This is a genomic window from Aeromonas sp. 2HA2, from assembly GCF_029237345.1.
GTDB classification, from domain to species: Bacteria; Pseudomonadota; Gammaproteobacteria; order Enterobacterales; family Aeromonadaceae; genus Aeromonas; species Aeromonas salmonicida.
On sequence record NZ_JAACGB010000004.1, the window covers coordinates 84,765 to 103,838 of the forward strand.

Genomic DNA, 19,074 nt, shown 5'->3' on the forward strand with positions numbered 1-19,074 from the left:
TTTGTTGATCCTTGCTCATCACCACACCATCTCCACGCTCTCTTCATCCTCGGTCAGCTTGCCGTCGAGGAAGCGGCAGAAGTCGTCCAGACGGGGGTGGTCGAACACGTCGGAGACCTTGACCTGCACCCCGAACTCGGCGCCGAGCCGGTTCACTATCTGTATGGTCTGCAGGGACTGGCCCCCCAACTCGAAGAAGTTGTCCGCTGGCGCCATGGTGGCCAGCCCCAGGATCTGCTGCCAGATGGCGCCGACCCGGTTCTCGGTTTCACTGCCGAGGGTCAGTGCCTCATCCGTGGACTGGTACTGAGCCAGCAGGGCCTTGCGATCCAGCTTGTTGGAGCCGGTGCGGGGCAGCTGGTCATAGTGGCGATAGTCGGTGGGGATCATGGCGGCGGGCAACACCTTGGCGAGCTGCGCCTTGATGGCCCGACTGTCGCGCTCGGAGCCGGCCACGAAGGCCACCAGCCGGCGTACGCTGCCGATGCTCACCCCCTGCACGCAGGCCTCGTCCACCCCGGACAGGGCCAGCAGCTGGGCCTCCACCTCGCCGGGCTGGATACGATAGCCGCTGATCTTGAATTCGTTGTCGCGCCGGCCCAGATAGACCAGCCGGCCGGCCTCCAGCCGCACCCGATCGCCGGTGCGATAGACGGGCAGCGCCTGCTCACCGACCCTAAGGGTGTCAAAACCGCCCTGCTCACTCTGCACATTCACGCTCTGCGCGCCACCCACATAGCCGTTGGCAAGCTGCGGGCCGAGCAGCACCAGCTCCCCCTCGCTGGCAGGCTGTTCCCCTGCCCCCAGAATGAGCGCCTGCATGCCAGGCAGCGGCAGACCGATGGGCAGCTGAGCCTGGTTCGGGTCTTCCTGCTGCAGCTCCTGGGTAGTGACCACCACAGTGGTCTCGGTGGGGCCGTAGGTGTTGAAGAGGCGCACATCAGTGCGGCCCTGACGCTGCCACTGGGCCAGTTGCTCGGGGTAGACAACCTCGCCGCCTATGATGACGGTGGCAAGAGAGGCCGGAATGTGGGCCTGGCCCGCCGTCAGCGCCACCACCCACTCGTTCCAGAACGCGGTGGGCAAATCGAGGTGGGTGATTTCCATCTGCTCCACCCCAGCCGCAAAGGCAGCCATGGATTCGAGCAGGGCGTCGGTGCGCAGCACCAGGGTGGCACCGGCGCTCAGTGTGGCGAACACCTCCTCTATGCTGGCGTCGAAATTGAAGGGGGCAAATTGCAGCATCCGCGCGCCCTCGTTCAGGTGATAGCGGCAGCGGGCGGCAGCGGCGAAGTGATCGAGCGCCCCATGACTGACCGCCACCCCCTTGGGCAGGCCGGTCGAGCCCGAGGTGAACATCAGGTAGGCGACGGCGCGGCCGGCGGCCGGCTGGTTCAAGCGGTTGTCGCTCACCAGGTCCCCCGCCAGGAGAGTGCGCCCCTCAAACAGGCTGGCCAGCTTGTGACGATACTCGGCCTGGGTGATCAGGGTCTTGACCTCGCCAAGGCGCAGTATATGGCCCTGGCGCTCCAGCGGCTGCTCGGGGTCGAGGGGCACGTAGACGGCGCCCGCCAGCAGCACCGCCAGCTGGGCGAAGATGGCCTGGGGAGAGCGGGCCAGCATGACGCCGACCCTGTCCCCGGGTTGCACGCCGGACGCCTGCAGGGCTGCCGCCATCTGCTCGCAGCGGGCCAGCAGCGCCTCGTAGCTGACGCTCGCCTCCCCTTGTATCAGGGCAATCTTGTTCGGGGTCTGGGCGGCGAAGTGGCAGAGCGCGTCCAGCACCGGGCGCACCTGGAGAGCTTCGTGAGCCGGAGCCGTGATCATGGCTCCCAGCCGCTGCTCGGCCAGCCAATCGGCCTTGAGGGTGCCCAGGGTCTGGGCGGGCTCAGCCAGCCAGCGCCCCAGCAGGGCGAACAGGGTATCGGCGATGGTCGCCAGATCTTGCTGCTGGTAACAGCCGGGGTTGGCGTCCAGATCCAGTCTGGGCTGGCCATCCGCGCCAACCTGCACCTCTATGGTGAGATCCTCCACAGGCCCGGCGCTGATGTTGAGGATATGGGCACTGAGGGGACCAAACCGGCGGGCATGATCGAACGGCATGATATTGACCAGAGGGCCGAACAGCCGCTTGTCGCCCCCCACCAGGCCAAGGTCTCGGCGCAGCAGCTCGTAGCGGTAGTGCTGGTGCTTGCGCACGCCGCGCTTGGCCTTGGCCACGGCGCCAGCGGCCCCCGCCAGATCCAGTTCTTCACCGAGCGCCAGCGCCAACGGGGTGATGTTCATCTGCATGCAGGGCACTGTCAGCGACGCCGAGCCGATGCGGTTCATCATCATCAGGCCAAGCAAAGTTTGTTGCTGGCCACTGGCAAGGGAGAGCTGGGCCGAGAGGCCGGCCAGCAGCAGATCGGGCCAACCCAGCTTGTGCTCGTCGGCAAAGCCGGTCAGGGATTGCCACAGCGCCGCGGGCAGCGGACGGCTCTCGCGGATAAATTCGGCGGCGATGGGGGCGCGGGTCTCGCCAAAGGATTTCACCTCGGGCCAGGCTTGCAGTTGCTCCTGCCAGAAGCTGCGGGCGGCAGCGTTCTTGCCGCTCTGCTCGCGGCTATCTTCTTCGGCCAATACCTCGTGCAGGGAACCGAAGGGGGATGGGGACTCCATTTCCCCGACCAGCTCCTCTGCATACAGCTCGGCGATACGCTGGAACAGCAAGGTGGTGCCAAAGCCGTCCAGTGCTATGTGGTGCACGCAGCTGTAGAGGTAATCCCGACCGGGGCCACGCAGCAGGGCGAAGCGGCAGGGAGCCTCTTCGGTCAGTTTGAACGGGCGGCGCAGATCGGCCCATGCCCAGGCGCGGGCGACGACCTCATCATCGCTTTCAAGGTTCACCTCGTCATAGGCGAGTGGCGCCTCGTCCGAGACGAAGCAGACCGCCTCCCCATCGTCTTCGAAGTGGCCCTTGAGCGCCTCGCACTCACCCACAGCCCGGGTGAGCGCAGCCACCAGCACGGCCACGTCGACCTTGCCATCGAAGGCGATACACTCGGCGGTGTTGAACATGGCCTTGTCGTCGTTGAGCAAGTGACCGGACCAGAGCCCCTGCTGGGGTATGGTCAGAGGGAAGCGGCTCATGGGGTCACCTCCAGCGCCTGCGCTGCCAGCTTGGCCTCGATCAAACGCCACCAGCCGTTGAGGGTCGGCAGCTTGGCCAAGTCCACGAAGCCCAGCTCCACCCCGGCGGCGCGCCACTCGGTGAGCAAGGACATGATGCGCACCGAGTCGAGGCCGTAGTCGATGAGGTTCTCGTCCGGGTCAAACTCTCCTTCGTCTTCATCGATATGGCTCAGCAGCCGCGCCTTGAGCCCCTCATACGTCAGCAACGGATTAGTCTGGACGGCGAAAGTGGAAGCCGGGGCAAGTGCCAGCACCTCCTCGCAGGGGATCACCTTGCCGCAGCGGGTCGCAACATAGTCGAGCGCCATCTGGTGATCGGCCAGGGAGAAGTCCGCTATCCCGTCTGCCAGGAAGAAGGGCTGGATGTCGCGCATGAAGGCGTCACAGGCGGTCATCATGCAGCCGATATGGCCGTAGATGCCGCCTATGATGAGCTGATCCCGCCCCAGGTCTTTGAGCATCTGTTCGAGTTCGGAGCGCTGGAAGGCGCTGTAGCGCCACTTGACCAGCACTGTGTCGTCACGCTCCGGGCGCAGCCCTGCCACCACCTGTTGCAGCTCGGGACTCTTGTTCAGACCCGGGCCCCACATGTCGTTGAGCAGGGCGCGATCTTCGGGGGATTGATCCTTGGGCTGGGCCGTGTAGAAGACCGGGATGCCGAGGGCCTTGCACTGTTTGCGCACCGCGGCGAGCCGCTCGGTGAGGGCCTGGATCAGCGGGCTGTTCTCGCCATAAAACGCGGTGAAGTACTCCTGCATGTCGTGGATCAGCAGGGCGGCGCGCTTGGGATCCAGGGTCCAGTTGACCTTGTTGGCCTTCCACTGGCTGGGCATGGCGTAGTTGTTCAGGGTTGGGATAGCCATAACGTCATGATTCCTTTTTAGTTTTAAGCTGTTGTCAGGGGTTGGCTGGCGGCGATGACTTGCGCGATGCGCGCTCGCAGCCCCTGCTTGTCAATCTTGCCCACCGCCGTCATGGGCAGGGCATCCAGAGTTTCGAAACGGTCGGGCAGCTTGAAATCCGCCACGCCGCGCTCACGCAGAAACTTGCGCAAGGCCAGCGGCTTGAGCCCCGGCTCGGTGCTGACGATAAAGGCGCAGCTCTTCTCCCCCATGGCGCTGTCGGGCATGGAGACCAGGGCCGCCTGGGTGATGGCCGGGTGGTGCAGCAGCTGGTTCTCCACCTCTTCCGCCGCTATTTTCTCGCCGCCCCGGTTGATCTGATCCTTCTGCCGCCCCACCACAGTGAGGTAGCCATCGGCATCCTGCACCACCAGATCGCCGGAGCAGTAGAAGCCATCGGCATCGAACACACGGGCGTTGTGGGCCTGGCTCTTGTAGTAACCGCGGAAGGTGTAGGGACCACGAGTGTGCAGAGCGCCGGGCTGGCCCGGGGCGACTGGGTTGCCCGCTTCGTCCAGAATGCGCACCTCGTCATCCGGGCTCATGGGGCGGCCCTGGGTGTGAATGATCTTCTCGTCGGGGTCAGAGAGCCGGGTGTAGTTGACCAGCCCCTCCGCCATGCCGAACACCTGTTGCAGCCGGCAGCCGAGCAGCGGGGTGATCTTTCTGGCCACCGCTTCGGCCAGCTTGGCTCCCCCCACCTGCAGCAAGTCGAGGCTGGCGAGCTGACTGCGCACTGACGGGTCAGATTCAGCCGCCTGCAACCAGAGAGAGACGGCCGGTGGCACCAGAGAAGTGAGGTTGACCTTGTGGCGGGCCACAAGCGGAAAACAGCTCATGGGGCCGGGATCCGGCGCCAGCACCACGGCGCCGCCCGCCTCGAACACCCCCAGCGCCCCGGGGGAGCTCAAGGGGAAGTTGTGGGGAGCCGGCAGGGCACAGAGATAACGGGTATGGGGCCCCAGCTCACAAATTTCATTGCTTCTGCGCACGCTGTACAGGTAATCGTCGTGGGTGCGGGGAATGAGCTTGGGAGTGCCGGTGCTGCCACCGGAGAGCTGGAAGAAGGCCACCTCGTCCGCCGGGGTCGGGCCATAGGCGGGGATGGCCAATCCCTCGGTCTTGGCCAGATCACTCAGCCAATGGGTCAGCCCCAGTTCCCCGCTCTCGCCATCGAGCAACACCAGCTCGGCGCCTATGCCTCGCAGCAGGTCACTGTGGCGATCCCCGCTTGCAAACAGCGGATGGGCAAGCGAGCCGATAAAGAGCCTGGGCCTGATCTGCTCGGCGTAAGAGGCCAGCTCCAGCCGGTTGTGGCTAAAAAGGGCGTTGACCGGCGCTATGCCCGCTTTGAGCAGGGCGAAGAACACCAGATAGAACTCGGCCACATTGGGCAGCTGCACCAGAGCGGTATCCCCCACACCCAGGCCATGGCGGGCCAATCGCCCGGCCAATCGGCTCGAGGCAGCGTCCAGCTCGCGATAACTGAAACTGCGTTCGCCGCAGAGGATGGCGGTGGCATCCGGCGCCACTTCGCACTGGCGATCCAGCATGGCGGTCAGGGGCTCGCCGCGCCAATAGCCCTTGGCACGATACTGCTCCGCCAAGGCTTCGGGCCAGCGGGTATAGGGCAGGAAGCGGTTGGACTGCGTCATTGTGCCACCTCCAGATCCAGACCAAGAGCCTTGAGCATGGTGCCCAGCTTGGTGCCGGTCTCGGCCCACTCCATGGCGGGATCCGAGCCTGCCACTATGCCGGCGCCGGCAAACAGCTCCACCTGATGGCCATCGAGCACACCGCAGCGGATCACCACGGCCCACTCGCCATTGCCCTGACTGTCGCACCAGCCGACGATGCCGCTGAACAGGGCACGCCTGAAGGGTTCCTGCTCGCGGATGAACTGGCGCGCCAGATCTGTGGGATAACCGCACAGAGCCGGGGTCGGATGCAGCTGGCAAGCCAGGGAGAGCACAGAAGCCTGCCCCGCATGCAGCTGACCGGCGATGGGCGTGCCCAGATGCCAGAGGGTATCCGTGCTCATCAGGGTAGGATTGGCGGGAATGGCCAGTTCGCGACAGTGGGGGGCCAGCACCCGGCGGATCTCGTCGATCACCAGGCGGTGTTCATGCTGATCCTTGTGGGAGGCCAGCAGATCCCGGGCCACCCGTTTGTCCTGTTCTGGCTCGTTACCGCGCTTGGCAGAGCCCGCCAGCGGGTGAGTGAACACCTCTCCCCCGCTGACCCGCAGCAGCAGCTCTGGGCTGGCCCCAAGCAGACGGCGATCTTGCCCGAGCGGCAGGGAGAAGTGGAAGGCATGGGGGTTCTGGCTCATCAGGCGGGCCAGCACCTGCTCGGGATCGGCTGGCTTGTGCAGCGTGAGCGATAGCTTGCGCGACAGCACCACCTTGGAGAGACGACCTTGTGCAAACGCATCCAGCGCCGAGCTGACCGAGGCTTTGAACTCGGCCGCCGCCGGTGTGCTCTGTACCGAAATGACCTGGTTGCTCGCTGGTGCGCTGGCCAGGGCGGCTTTGGCTGCAAACGTCATCGGCTCGGAGGCCATGCGCACGCCCCGTTCATAACGACCAGGCACATAGAGGCAGGAGGCTTCGGCCGGATCGAAGGCAAAGGCACCGATCAGCAGCGGATTGGCTTGCCCTGCGGCCTCGGCCGCCGCCAGCGCCCGGGCTATCTGTCGCTCCAGCAAGGGCCATTCACAGGCGGGCGTGGTGATAGGCTGACCCAGGTCGTAGGCACTGATCGTGCCCTGACCGGAGGTAAACAAGAAATCGGGCGGGGACGCAGCCTGGGCAGGCGCGCTATTTTCCATCACAAGAGTATCCACGTTACACCCTCAAACATGATTCAAAATGATAATGATTATCAATTTGTATTTGTGCGGCGGTAAAATACTCGCTTTGAAATCACCCGGTCAATGGGATTTTTATATCGTTAAAACGGGAACTTATCTGTGGATATTGGGTGGGCCGCGCCAGCCGCGGGCTGCCTTGTCATTACACCCGCAGTTACTCGTATGAACACGCAGCTCACACCCCATATGAGGCTGCGACAAAAACGGGGGCTAGGTGCTCATGCTGGCAGCCAGGGGCGTTTCCCCCTAAGATGGCGCCATCTTTTTGGTCATGTATCTCAACTCACGGAACTGTCGATGTTAAAGCACCTGCTTCTGCTTCCCCTCAGCCTGCTGCTGGCAGCCTGTTCGCTCACCCAGTACAACGTCAGCGAAAGCGAAATCAACCAATACCTCAAAGAGAGTGTCGCCTTCGAGAAACAGCTGGGGATCCCCGGCATCATGTCGAGCAAGGTTCGTCTCGACGAGATGCAGAGCCGCATCGGCCGCAGCAGCGCCGATCGGATCGAGCTGGATGCTGCCGGTGATCTGCAGGTCAGCAGCCCCCTTGGCAGCCAGCAGATGAAGATCCGCTTCTCCCTCAGCGCCCGCCCCGACTATGTGGCCGAACAGGGTGCCATCTATCTGCGCGATCTGGAGCTCGTCTCGGTCAAGACGGAACCAGCCGACGTGGGCGCCGCCCTCACTCCCCTGCTCTCCACCTTCAACCAGTCCCTCTCCCTGTTCTTCTCCCAGACCCCCGTCTACCGTCTGGATGGCAGTCGCAAAAACGAAGCCAGGATCAAAGACAAGATAGAGGCTCTCAAGGTAGAACCGGGTCGACTGGTCATCCCCTTCAAGCTGCTGTGACCCTCTGGCCGCGCCCCTCTTCTCTTCAACCCCCGGGGCGCGGTTTTTTCTTCTCAAGCTCCCCCCTTTGTCTCATAATGCACACCATTCTCATTTAGATTCATGAGAAGCGTCATAATAAAATCAAACATATGGTGAGAAGGGACATGAGAAAAACCGTACTGGTACAGGCGATCGCCTGCGCACTGCTCAGTGGCGCCGCACAGGCTGCCGTCAAGGTGGAAGACAAGACGTTCAACACAGCCGCCAACATGCTGGCCTATACCGAATTCGAGCTCTCCGGCGAGCCGCTGGCCGAAGCGCTGGGACTGGATCTGGATGTGCTGGATGCCAACCGCGCCGATGAGCCGACCCCGTTCGACTTCGCCGCCGGCATCGAATCCTATGAATATTCCGAAGAGGCCATGTACGCGCTGAACTATCAGTCCGGCATGGGCCCCCATCTGGTGAACGGTCCGCAAAACCTGGCCCGCGGCGGCACCCTGGCCGACCTCGGCAAGCGGGTGCTGGCCATGGCCGAGGCCGTCGGCTTCCCGGCCGATGAAGTGCCACAGGGCATGTATCCCCTCTCCCTGCCCTATGCTTCCGCCAATCCGGAGTTTGCCCAGGCGGTAAACACCGCCCCGGTCAACGGCGATCAGGTCACCATCAAGACCGCCAAGGGCACAGAGAAAACCGTCAAGACCCAGGTGCCCGCCTATTTTCGTGACTACGCCACCCTGCGCTGGAGCGGTGCCGACAACCTGCTGAACCCGGCAGCCGTGGGCGGCATACTGCTCAAGGAAGTAATGTGGTCCCAGGATTTCCTTGGCGGCATGCACGTGGCCGAGAGCGATGAAGAGGTGGAAGCCGCGTCCGCCACCATGGATCAGGACGGCAAGCACAAGCTCGGCGTCTCTGCCGCCGACGGCTTCAACGGCATGATGCTGACCGAGCAGTCCATCGACAAGCTGGCCATCATGCAGGGCCAGCTCGGCTTCGATGGCAAGCAGCTGGGTGCCAACATCACACCGCAATACGATCCGTCCAAGGGTATCGTCTACTTCCCCCATCAGGTGAAAGTGACCGAAACCAGCAAGAATGACGTGGGTGCCATCGGCAAGCTGGAGGTGGTGGATGGCTCAGCCCAGCTGCGCGATGCCTGGATGATGCTGTGGCCGCTCTCCGAGTTCTACGCCTTCAGCGATCAACGCACGGCCAACACCAACCAGAACCCGGCCTTCCACGCCGTGTTTGACGGTGCCCCGTTCGCCGCTGCCCCTGCCGCCAACAAGGGCAGCGATGCCGCCAAGCTGGTGGCAGGGGAAGATGCCTTCTCCCTGGCGCTGAATCTCTCCGGCATGGTGTTCAAGAACCTCAACGCCCTGCACTTCGAGCCCAAGGCCGGTACCCTGGTCGACAGCTGGCAGGCCGGCAAACAGGGCAAGCACCTCACCACTTTCGACGCCGCTTACGCCCTGGTCGCCTTGCAGATTTTCCAGCGTGCGCAGGATGCTCTGCCGGTCGGTTATGCCGCCGGTGACAACGGCGAGCTGGATCTGAAAACCGCACAAGGCCAACAGGCGCTGGTACTCATTCGCCAACAGGCTGATTTCATTCTCGGCCAGTTGATGGGCAAGAACGGCCTGGTGTATGACGGCCTGACCCTGGGTGGCAAGCCGGATGCGGGTCAATCCGTGGATGCGCAATTTGCCGCCGTGCGCGGGCTGACCGCGGCCTTCCTCGCCACCTCCGATGCCAAGTACCGCAATGCAGCACGCGAGCTGTTCATCGCGACCGACAAGGCGTACTTCAATGCCAAGGCAGGCACCTGGCTTGCGGGCAAGCAGGGTGAATACACTCCCTGGACCCAGGCCGCCATCTCTGGCGCCCTGCGTGCTGCTATGCTGAACCTTCGCAACGAAGGCACGGAAAAGGCCCCCGAGCTGGAGCTGGCACAGCTGACCCAGCGCTATGTGGGCTGGTTCCGTGGCACAGTCAACGGCGGCATGCAGATGGCCGAGTGGATCGGCGACTCCGGTGAAAACGTCATCGAAGGGGCCGGTGGCGACACCGACGAAGATGGCGTGCCGCAAGTCACCGCAGCCGGTGGCAAGCACGGCACCGCCATGGTGATGGCCGCCAAGGCCATTGTGAGCGAAAAATAAGTCCGCGAGTAAATCCAGCGATCACACCATAAAGAAAGGGAGCCGATTCGGCTCCCTTTGCATTACAACGTCTGACACAGTTTCAAGCTTCTCTCTCACGCCAGCTTGGCAAGCATCTCCTTGGTCACCAGCACGATTCCCTGCTCTGAACGGTAGAAGCGACGTACATCCTCATCGGCGTTTTCACCCACCACCAGTCCATCTGGCAACACGCAGCCTTTATCCACCACAACCCGGCGCAGACGGCAACCGGCACCTATCTCGACACCGGGGAAAATCACCGCCTGATCCAGGGTACAGAAGGAGTGAACCCGCACATTGGTAAAGAGCACAGAGTTGAGTACGAAAGAGCCGCTGACAATCGATCCCCCCGCGAACATGGAGTTGATGGTCATGCCATGCTGGCCGTTTCTGTCCTGCACGAATTTGGCGGGGGGAGACATGTTCTGGCTGGTCCAGATGGGCCAGCTCTCGTCATAGATGTCGAGCTCGGGCACCACGGAGGCGAGATCCATGTTCGCCTCCCAGAACGAATCCAGGGTCCCCACGTCACGCCAGTAGGGTTCCTGCCCCTCCTTGGCACCGACACAGGACATGGTGAAGGGGTGGGCAAACGCCTTGCCCTCGCCCACGATGCGCGGGATCAGGTCCATGCCGAAGTCATGCTTGGACTCCAGATTGTTGATGTCCTCTTCCAGCAGCTGATAGAGGTACTCCGCCTCGAAGATATAGATGCCCATGGAAGCCAGGGAGCGATCTTCGCAGCCGGGCATGGCCGGTGGATTGGCCGGTTTCTCCACGAAGGCGCGGATCTTGCGCTGCTCGTCTATGTCCATGACACCGAAGGCAGACGCCTCGGCGCGCGGCACCTCGATACAGGCCACTGTCACCTTGGCGCCGAGGCGCACGTGATCGAGCAGCATGGCGGCGTAATCCATCTTGTAGATGTGATCCCCCGCCAGCACCACTATGTATTTGGGACCGTAGTCGCGAATGATGTCGACGTTCTGATAGATGGCATCGGCGGTGCCGCGATACCAGTGCACCTCGTCCACCCGCTGCTGGGCGGGCAACAGGTCGATGAATTCGTTCATCTGGTAGCGCAGGAATGACCAGCCCGATTGCAGGTGGCGCAGCAGGCTGTGGGACTTGTACTGGGTCACCACACCCACCCGGCGAATGCCGGAGTTGATGCAGTTGGAGAGCACGAAATCGATGATCCGGAACTTGCCGCCGAAATGGACGGCAGGCTTGGCGCGGTTGTCAGTCAACTGCTTCAAGCGACTGCCGCGTCCCCCCGCGAGCACCAAGGCCATACTCTGATTCAATAGTTGCCGTGCTTTGGCAGTATTTACGGGTTCTAACAACATAATTACCTCTGCCTTGTTTGATCTATTTTCAACCCATCTTCGCCTTTTTAAGGGCTTATGAAAGTGGTTTCACTCACATTTAGCCGATTTCAATTGGCCCTTTTCCAGGAGTTGAGCGGTATCCCATGCTTTGCGTCGTGAGCTTGGTTAGAATTTCAGCATCACAAACATCATCAAGGATGACAAGATGTTGAACAAGCTCGGGAGTAACCTGTTACTGATCGCAGCCGTCACCTGTGCTCCTCTGCTGCTGTTGCAAGGCATCTGGCTCGCCGCACAGGCAACCCCTCTCACACTGACACTCATTCTTGGCACCTCCCTGCTCGGTTTCGGCCTGCTGTTCATGCTGGCCTATCGCGCCCGCAATGCCGAGCGGGCCCAGCAGGACCGCGTCTGGATCAAAGCCCTGCAACTGCGTGACCCTGCGGTTCTGGAGACGGCAGAGGCCCAGGCTGCACTGCAGCAGTTGCTTTCTCACTTCAATGAAGCCGATCTTGATGCCCATCGCCAGATAGACGAGTTGCACAATCTGGCGACTCAGGATGAGCTGACCCAGCTGCAAAACCGCCACGCATTTCGCCGCGACATGACGGCTCTGCTGCAACGGGATCAGGATACCCAGAGCGCCACCCTGGTGCTGATCCGTGCCACCGAGCTTGGCAAACTCAATGCCCAGCGCGGCTTTCAGTCGGGGGATGCCTATATCAAGGACATCGCCAATCTGATCACCCGGGTGGTGAGCCGCTTTCCCGGCCATCAGGTTTACCGTATCTCGGGGGCCGACTTCGCCGTGCTGGTGCAGCCGGTGGCCAACATACCGCCCCCTCTGCTCGGGCGAGACCTGAAGATTGCCTTTGACCACTATCAACAGCAGCACGAGCTGGAAAGCGCTGCCTATTCGGGGCTGACGCGCCTGAGCAGTGGACAGAAAATAGAAGCCATACTGGCACGGGCCGATCTGGCACTCGCTCGCGCCCAGACGGAGACGGTCAACGGCTGGGCCATTCAGCAGGACGATGATGAGGTAGTCGACTTGCAGGGTCAGCACCACTGGAAACTGGTGCTCAACGAGCTGCTGGATCAGGAACTGATAAGCTTCACCTATCAACCCATTCAACCCATGCACCGCAGCATGCTGGCCTACAACGAGATTTATACCCGCTTCAGCAGTGCTGACGGCACTGTGCTGCCAACGGACACCCTGTTTGCCATGGCCCAGCGCCTCGACATGGTGATGAAGCTGGAACAGATGCTGGTGGTTCACATCATGCGCCAGTACCGGGCATTTGGCGCTAACCAGAGCCGCTGGGGCATCAACCTCTCCAGCAACCTGTTGCAAAACAGCACCTTCCTGATCTGGCTGGACAGGCAGTTGCTCAAGGATCCCAACACCAGCGCCAATCTGGTGTTCGAACTGGATGAGGAGCATCTGGAGCGCAACATGACGGGGGCCAAACGGGTGTTCGAGCTACTCAGGCGCAACGGCAGTCGCTCCGCCATCTGCAACTTCGGCAAGGGAATAGGGTCATTCAACCTGTTTCGTGAACTCAAACCCGATTACATCAAGCTGGATCCCGCCCTCATCACAGGGCTGGAGCAGGATCTGACCAACCAGCAGTTCGTGCGGATGATCGTCGATGTGTCACACCGCATGGGTTGCCAGGTGATAGCGGAAGGGGTGGAGCAACTGGGGCAGAAGCAATTGCTGCAAGGCATGTATGTGGACGGATTGCAGGGCTATCTCATCGCCAGGCCGCAACCACTGCGACCGGACATCAGCCAGCTGGGGCTGTTTACTGAGGACGTTTCAACTTCAGCAGAGTCAGAATGATGTCGTTGAGCTGGCGATAGCGCTCCAACTCTTTCTGATCGTAACGGGTCGCCAGGGTGGTGGGATTGTGGCGATTCTTGAGGTAACGGTTGATCTGCAGACGATTGAAACCCGCCACCTGATAGATTTGACCCAGCAGCGCATTGAGCTCTTCATGTTCAAAGCCGGCTCTGGCGAGGTAATCGGTCTGGGCCGGGCTCTCCAGCTGGCTGCTCTGCCTGGCGATACGGCCAGTCTCCTGCAAATAAGAGAGCCACTGTTCCACATAGAGGGGCTTGCTGCCGGCCAGCAGATTGAAGAAGCCGACCGCATCACAGCGACAGTCGGTGAGCAGCAGCACCGCCAGTTTATCGTCATCACAGCTGAAGGTGACAGGGCCTGTCTGCCCCCAGTCCAGCGCCTGGACCCGGATCTCGGCACGCTCCCCTGCAACGCCGGTTACGTCAAATACAAACATGGCTCCTCCCGATCGGCAAAAGAGTGATGATGGACCATCCCCCTGACAGGTGCAAAGCCAAATCGCCTTTTAATCCATCATGATGGCGCTGGGCCACAAAAAAACCGACATCCTTGCGGATATCGGTTCTTTGTTGCTGCCGGTGACCTTGTTAGGGGCCATCCGTCAATGCAGAACTGTTCAGGCGTCCAGTTCAACCAGCGCCTTGGCCAGCTCGATGGGCTCGAGCTCCTGGCCTTCCAGATCGGCGTTCCAGTTCGGGCCGATCAGCACATCATCCTCGTTCAGGTCGTTGATCCAGATGTCGAGAAACTCTTCCAGCTCGATCACTTCCGGCTCGTAGTCAGCCCACTCGTCTACGCAGTGCAGGCGGGCATCTACTTCGGCGGACCAGAGCGGCATCACATCGGCATCTTCGAATTCGGCAGAGCGGCAGACAACCCAGTCTTCACCGTAACGCAAGCCCCAGACCTGACCCGACTCGCGGACTTCTTCGATGAACAGTTTGAAATTGGCGTCAAGATTGTCAGTTAGTTTGCTCATGGGGTCTCTCTCTTACAGGCTGTCGGCCAGTGCTGGCCAAGAATGGGGCAGATGGTGTCCCAAAAGCCCCCCAGACTCAAGTCAAATCCCTAAAAAGGCGGGAGCCCCCCTCATTAAGTGCGATATCGCCCCACCAGGGCACTCAGCTCATCGCTGGAGTGAGCCAAGGTACCTGCCGCCTGCCCTGTGCGCTGATTTTCAGCAAGAGCCTTGTTGGCAAGCTGGGTGATGGCGGAGAGGCGGTGCGTGATCTCGTCCGTCGATCGACTCTGCTCGCTGGCAGCCTCGGCTATCTGATTGTTCATGGCCATGATGGTGCCGACCGCCTCATCAATGTCACCGATGGCGCCCTCGGCATCCCCGGCCTTCTCTGCCGTCGAACGCGAGAGTTGTTGCAACTGCCCAATCCCGGTCGCCACCTTGCCAGCCCCCTCTTGCAACCGCTGGATCATCTGCCGGATCTCGTCGGTCGAGTTATGGGTGCGGGTCGCCAGTGTACGCACCTCATCGGCCACCACCGCAAATCCACGCCCCTGTTCACCGGCCCGTGCCGCTTCAATGGCCGCATTGAGCGCCAGCAGGTTGGTCTGCTCGGCGATCCCCCTGATCACGTCAAGCACTGAGCCTATCTGCTTGGTGTCCTGCTCGAGGCGCGCCACCGCCTGCACCGTCTCTTCCATCTCATCGGCCAGTTGCCCTATGGTGGCAATGGTCTGCGCTACGACCTGGCGGCCATGATGAGCCAGGTGCTGCGCCGTGTCGGCTGCCGTTGCGGCCTGCTCGGCATTCACGCCGACGGCGCGACTGCTGATGGTCATCTGGGCCATGGCATCGGCGACCCGCTGGGTATCCTGTTCCTGATCCGTGACGATGGCGCTGGTTCGCACCACAACCTGCTCCAGTTGATGAGCCGCCTCCCGGTTCTGATAGGCGATCTGTTGGGTGCGAGCCACCAGCTGGGCCATCTGGTTGGCAAAGAGGTTGAAATTGGCCGACAGCAGACTCACCTCATCTCGTCCGCTCTCTGGCAGACGAAAACGCAGATCCCCCTCACCCTTTGCAATATTGCCCAGTGCCGAGACGGACTGAGTCAGCGGTGTCACTATGCTGCGCCCAATCAGGGTCACGGCGCCCAGCAACAGCAAGGCCAAGACGGCACCGATCCCCAGCAGGGTGCGCAGCACTTCCTGATACTGGGCATCGACATCATCCACATAGACACCGGTACCTATGATCCAGTCCCAGGGGGCAAAGAGCTTGACGTAGGAGATCTTGCGAACCGGCTCGTCAACGCCGGGTTTGGGCCAGTAGTAAGCCACCTCACCGCCGGCAGCCTGCTGCTTGACCCGCTCGACAAACGCAACAAACAGCTTGAGCCCCTGCTTGTCTTCCACCCCGGAGAGATCCTTGCCATCGAGTTCGGGTTTCATAGGATGCATCACCATGGTGGGGTGACTGTCATTGACCCAGAAATAGTCGTCCTGGCCATACCGCAATCCCCGCAGGGCCGCCAGAGCCTGGGTCCTGGCACTAGCGTCGTCCAGCTCACCCTGTCTTGCCCTCGCCTCGAAACCGGCGACCAGACTGTAGGCGGTCTCCACCTGGGCGCGGGTCTGATTGCTCTTCTCCGCCATCAATCCCTGATGATAAACCCGCAGGCAGGTAACGAGGAGCGCAGCCACTATGACCAGCACCATCAACGCCACCAGCAATAACCGGTGGCCAATACTCCATTGCCTCAACATAGCGTGAACCCGACCTTGGTACAGTTTGTTAACAAGGTATGTCGCCAGCTTGATAAATGTCCATGACCATAGCCAATTGAGCGTCAGAAACATGATCCAGCCCCAAAACAGAAAGGCGCCCTGTTGGGCGCCTTTCTCGATACGGGAAAACGGGGGGGATCAACGCTCCCAGTAAACCTCTTCCAGACTGTCTTCCTTCTCGGGCAGACCACGAGAAAGACGGGGGCTGCTCTGGGCCAGCACCTCATAGCTCACCCGGTTGGCGTACTTGCACACCTGGGCCAGGGAGGAGTAGGTCAGGAACTCGGACAGGTGCTTGGCGGAGTTCGGCACATTCATCCGGTGATAGGCATTGGCCACCATGTCATGCAACACGGCAGACAGGGCACCATCCCCTGCTCCGTTGGTGTTCTTGATCTTCTCCGGGCCCCCCATGTAAGGGGAGATATGGGAGTAGATGCGCGCCGGATTGCGGCACTTGTCACGGGCCATGGGGCGGCTGAACTCATACATGTTGAACTCGGGGATGACGCCGGGCAACAGGGTATGGGTGGTCTCGCGCTTGTAGTCTTCCTCGGTGTAACTCGCCATGTAGAGGCCGATGGGGCCTGCGGTGCAGAGCACCATGTCGGCCCAGTCCAGCGCCTTGTCGGCGGCGCCGAGGGGATCGGCGATACCGGTCAGGGCCTCGGCCTCATCTTCATTCATCGCCAGCACTGTCACGTTCTCGGCGATGAAATCGCGCCACCACTGGGGATTGCCTTCAATCACGAAGCGTGTGCCCAGGGTCAGTACCACGGGCACACCGGCCTCGCGGGCGTAGCGCACGGCGGCCATGGCGGCCTCCTTCATGGGCGTGCCATCTTCACCGCGCACCAGATAGGCGGTGATCACCAGAGCGGAGGACTCCTTGATGATGGCTTCGGGAATGTGCGCCACATCGAGGTGATCCATCTTGCCGGCATTGATGCCGAAACTGCGCTCTCCCCCTTCGGTAATGAAGGTGAAGCAGCGACCGACCGGGCCATTGACCGGCTGCAGGTAGTCGAGGTTGACGCGAGAAGAGGTATTGCACAGATAGCGGTAGGCGTAGCTGCCGATGCGGATGTCCTGGCTCATGACCCCGAGCAGGATGGAATGGGAGTCGGCCAGCACTGAGTAGTTGTGCATTGTGTTGCCAATGGTGCCACCGGCAAACTCGCTTACCACCATGTTGTTGGCCTTGAGCTCTTCGTAAACACGCTCGGCCACGTCGTCGCTGATCACCACTGAGTGGCCTTTGCTCAGGCCATAACGGTTCAGGAAGTCTTCATCCACATGGGCTTCAATGTCCACCAGTGTCTGATCGATACCCACTACATAGGCTTTGCCCAGTTCGGTAAGCAGGGGATTTTGCGGGATCAGAGGATCGCGTCTGTCGACCGGGAAGTAGTGTTTGGACTTGCGCTGACCGGGAAATTTCATGGCAATCTTCTGTGCTCTGGGGGAAAGAGGGGCGGGATTTTAACACAATCCGCCGTGCCGAAAAGTCGCCTGATTAAAATATGGGGTCAGTATAGACAAGGGCTGCAGAGGAAAACGTTTACCAGGATTCATCTTAAAAACCACCTCGCAGGGAGGTGGTTTTTCGGGTCGGCCGAGACGAGGCGATCAGCCGAACGAGAGCCCCTGTACCAGTGCCAGCACAGAAAACAGCCCCAGTGCCAGCCAGAACAACAGAGTGCCAAACAGCCGCGGCATGTTGGGGGCCTTGGGGATCTGGATACCGATGGCGTGCAGGATGCGCCCCACCAGCAGGCAAAGACCGCCGACATGGAGCCAGAACGCCCCCGCCCCCGCCAGTTCACACAGGGCCATCAGCAGCAGGGTCAGCGGCACATACTCGGCGAAGTTGCCATGAGCCCGGATCGCGGAGCGCATCTCGGGCGCCTCCCCTTCCCCTATCATCACCTTGAACTGGGCACGGCGCTTGACCACCCAGAAGGAGAGCAACAGAAACAGCAGCCCCAGCAGGCCTGCGTAAATCAACGTGATATGCATCATCATGACACTCCTTATCCTTGGGTTCTGAACGCGGGAAACTTATGCCAGCTGGCGGCACATGAAAGAGACCATCATGCCAGCTCACGGCAAATAAGGGAGACCATCATGCGAATGTGAGCCTGATCGCTGTTGAGCGCTGGTATGTATTCAAACTGCTCGCCACCGGCTTCCATGAAGATCTCCCGGTTCTGCACTTCGATCTCTTCCAGGGTTTCGAGGCAATCGGCGGCAAAGGCCGGACAGACCACATCGAGCCGCTTGATGCCCGCTGCCGGCAAACCGGCGATGGTCACATCTGTGTAGGGTTTGAGCCACTCCTCCTTGCCAAAGCGGGACTGGAAACAAGCCGTCCACTGCCCGGCTTCAAGCTCGAGCGCCTCGGCCAGCAAGGCGGCGGTACGACGACACTGGTGACCATAAGGGTCGCCCTCGTTCTCGTAACGCTCGGGAATGCCGTGAAACGACATCAGCAGATGATCGCCCTGCCCTTTCTGCTCCCAATGGCGGCGCACGCTCATGGCCAGCGCCTGAATGTATTCGGGGTGGGCATGGTAATCACGAATGAGCCGTACCACAGGCAGGTTGCGCTCTTTCTTCATCGCCTTGGCCCAGGCATCAAACACAGAGGCTGTGGTGCTGACCGAATATTGCGGATAGAGCGGCAACAGTATCACCCGGTTGACCCCCTTGGCCTTGAGCGCCTGCCAGCCATCGTCCATGGAGGGCGAGCCATAGGTCATGGCCAGTTCCACCGGCACATCGACCCCTTCTCGCTTGAGCTCCTGCTCCAGCGCAGCACGCTGCTGCTTGCTGATCACCATCAAGGGTGAACCCTGCTCGGTCCACACCTGCTGATAAAGCTTGGCGACTCTGGGGGAGCGGGTTGGCAATATGATGAAGTGGAGCAGCGGGCACCAGAGATAGCGAGGCAAGTCGACCACTCGCGGGTCGTGCAGAAACTGGCTGAGAAAGGCCTTGACGGCCGCCGTGGTTGGCGCGGCTGGGGTACCCAGATTGACCAGCAAGATCCCGGTTTTTGTGGTCACGATTGCTTCCTGTCTTTCTGTTGTTCTATCTGAATGCAAGAAAGGGCCCTGCATGGACCCTTGTCTAATGGCACAGTGCCATTGCTCATTTTCGC

Annotated in this window: 14 protein-coding genes; 3 read left to right on the forward strand and 11 right to left on the reverse strand. The window is 61.2% G+C overall.

Annotated features, from left to right (window positions below):
* Positions 1-18 precede the first annotated feature (18 nt).
* The 4 genes from amoF to GWQ29_RS07890 are packed head-to-tail and all read right to left on the reverse strand — an operon-like array spanning position 19 to position 6,921.
* Positions 19-3,132, reverse strand: coding sequence for an amonabactin biosynthesis non-ribosomal peptide synthetase AmoF (gene amoF / locus GWQ29_RS07875; RefSeq protein ID WP_275919153.1), 3,114 nt, complete (start codon positions 3,130-3,132; stop codon positions 19-21).
* On the reverse strand, positions 3,129-4,037 hold the full coding sequence (gene amoB, locus GWQ29_RS07880; protein ID WP_275919154.1) for an amonabactin biosynthesis bifunctional protein AmoB: 909 nt from the start codon (positions 4,035-4,037) through the stop codon (positions 3,129-3,131). Before amoB ends, amoF begins: the two co-directional genes overlap by 4 nt.
* Positions 4,038-4,060: 23 nt before the next feature.
* Complete coding sequence (locus GWQ29_RS07885) at positions 4,061-5,731, reverse strand: (2,3-dihydroxybenzoyl)adenylate synthase (protein ID WP_275919155.1); 1,671 nt, start codon at positions 5,729-5,731, stop codon at positions 4,061-4,063.
* Complete coding sequence (locus GWQ29_RS07890; protein WP_275919156.1) at positions 5,728-6,921, reverse strand: isochorismate synthase; 1,194 nt, start codon at positions 6,919-6,921, stop codon at positions 5,728-5,730. The genes GWQ29_RS07885 and GWQ29_RS07890 overlap by 4 nt, the downstream gene beginning before the upstream one ends.
* Positions 6,922-7,245: 324 nt before the next feature.
* Here GWQ29_RS07890 and GWQ29_RS07895 point away from each other — a divergent pair, with 324 nt between their 5' ends.
* Both GWQ29_RS07895 and GWQ29_RS07900 read left to right on the forward strand, forming a co-directional pair.
* Positions 7,246-7,797, forward strand: a complete 552-nt coding sequence (locus GWQ29_RS07895) for a lipoprotein (RefSeq protein ID WP_275919157.1) — start codon at positions 7,246-7,248, stop codon at positions 7,795-7,797.
* A 146-nt stretch (positions 7,798-7,943) separates the two neighbouring features.
* Complete coding sequence (locus GWQ29_RS07900; RefSeq protein WP_275919158.1) at positions 7,944-9,944, forward strand: hypothetical protein; 2,001 nt, start codon at positions 7,944-7,946, stop codon at positions 9,942-9,944.
* A gap of 95 nt (positions 9,945-10,039) precedes the next feature.
* On the opposite strand, the gene glgC is transcribed toward GWQ29_RS07900, so the two are convergent.
* Complete coding sequence (gene glgC / locus GWQ29_RS07905) at positions 10,040-11,314, reverse strand: glucose-1-phosphate adenylyltransferase (protein WP_087755565.1); 1,275 nt, start codon at positions 11,312-11,314, stop codon at positions 10,040-10,042.
* 187 nt (positions 11,315-11,501) lie between these two features.
* Here glgC and GWQ29_RS07910 point away from each other — a divergent pair, with 187 nt between their 5' ends.
* A complete protein-coding gene (locus tag GWQ29_RS07910; RefSeq protein ID WP_275919159.1) occupies positions 11,502-13,145 on the forward strand; it encodes a GGDEF domain-containing protein in 1,644 nt (547 codons plus the stop codon).
* Here the strand turns inward: GWQ29_RS07910 and GWQ29_RS07915 are convergent.
* From GWQ29_RS07915 to hemH, 6 genes are all read right to left on the reverse strand, one after another.
* Positions 13,108-13,602, reverse strand: coding sequence for a hypothetical protein (locus GWQ29_RS07915; protein ID WP_005315253.1), 495 nt, complete (start codon positions 13,600-13,602; stop codon positions 13,108-13,110). The genes GWQ29_RS07910 and GWQ29_RS07915 overlap by 38 nt on opposite strands.
* A 180-nt stretch (positions 13,603-13,782) precedes the next feature.
* Positions 13,783-14,145 carry a DUF2750 domain-containing protein gene (locus GWQ29_RS07920; RefSeq protein WP_005315249.1) on the reverse strand — a complete coding sequence of 121 codons (363 nt, stop codon included), beginning with the start codon at positions 14,143-14,145 and terminating at the stop codon, positions 13,783-13,785.
* 113 nt (positions 14,146-14,258) lie between these two features.
* Entirely contained in the window at positions 14,259-15,890 is a 1,632-nt protein-coding gene (locus tag GWQ29_RS07925; protein ID WP_275919160.1) for a methyl-accepting chemotaxis protein, read from the reverse strand.
* Between the two features lie 159 nt (positions 15,891-16,049).
* Positions 16,050-17,354, reverse strand: a complete 1,305-nt coding sequence (locus GWQ29_RS07930) for an inosine/guanosine kinase (protein WP_021139168.1) — start codon at positions 17,352-17,354, stop codon at positions 16,050-16,052.
* Between the two features lie 186 nt (positions 17,355-17,540).
* The gene (locus tag GWQ29_RS07935) at positions 17,541-17,933 is read right to left on the reverse strand and encodes an MAPEG family protein (RefSeq protein ID WP_275919161.1); all 393 of its coding nucleotides are present in this window, start codon (positions 17,931-17,933) and stop codon (positions 17,541-17,543) included.
* A 71-nt stretch (positions 17,934-18,004) separates the two neighbouring features.
* A complete protein-coding gene (gene hemH, locus GWQ29_RS07940) occupies positions 18,005-18,979 on the reverse strand; it encodes a ferrochelatase (protein ID WP_005315225.1) in 975 nt (324 codons plus the stop codon).
* Positions 18,980-19,074: the final 95 nt, after the last annotated feature.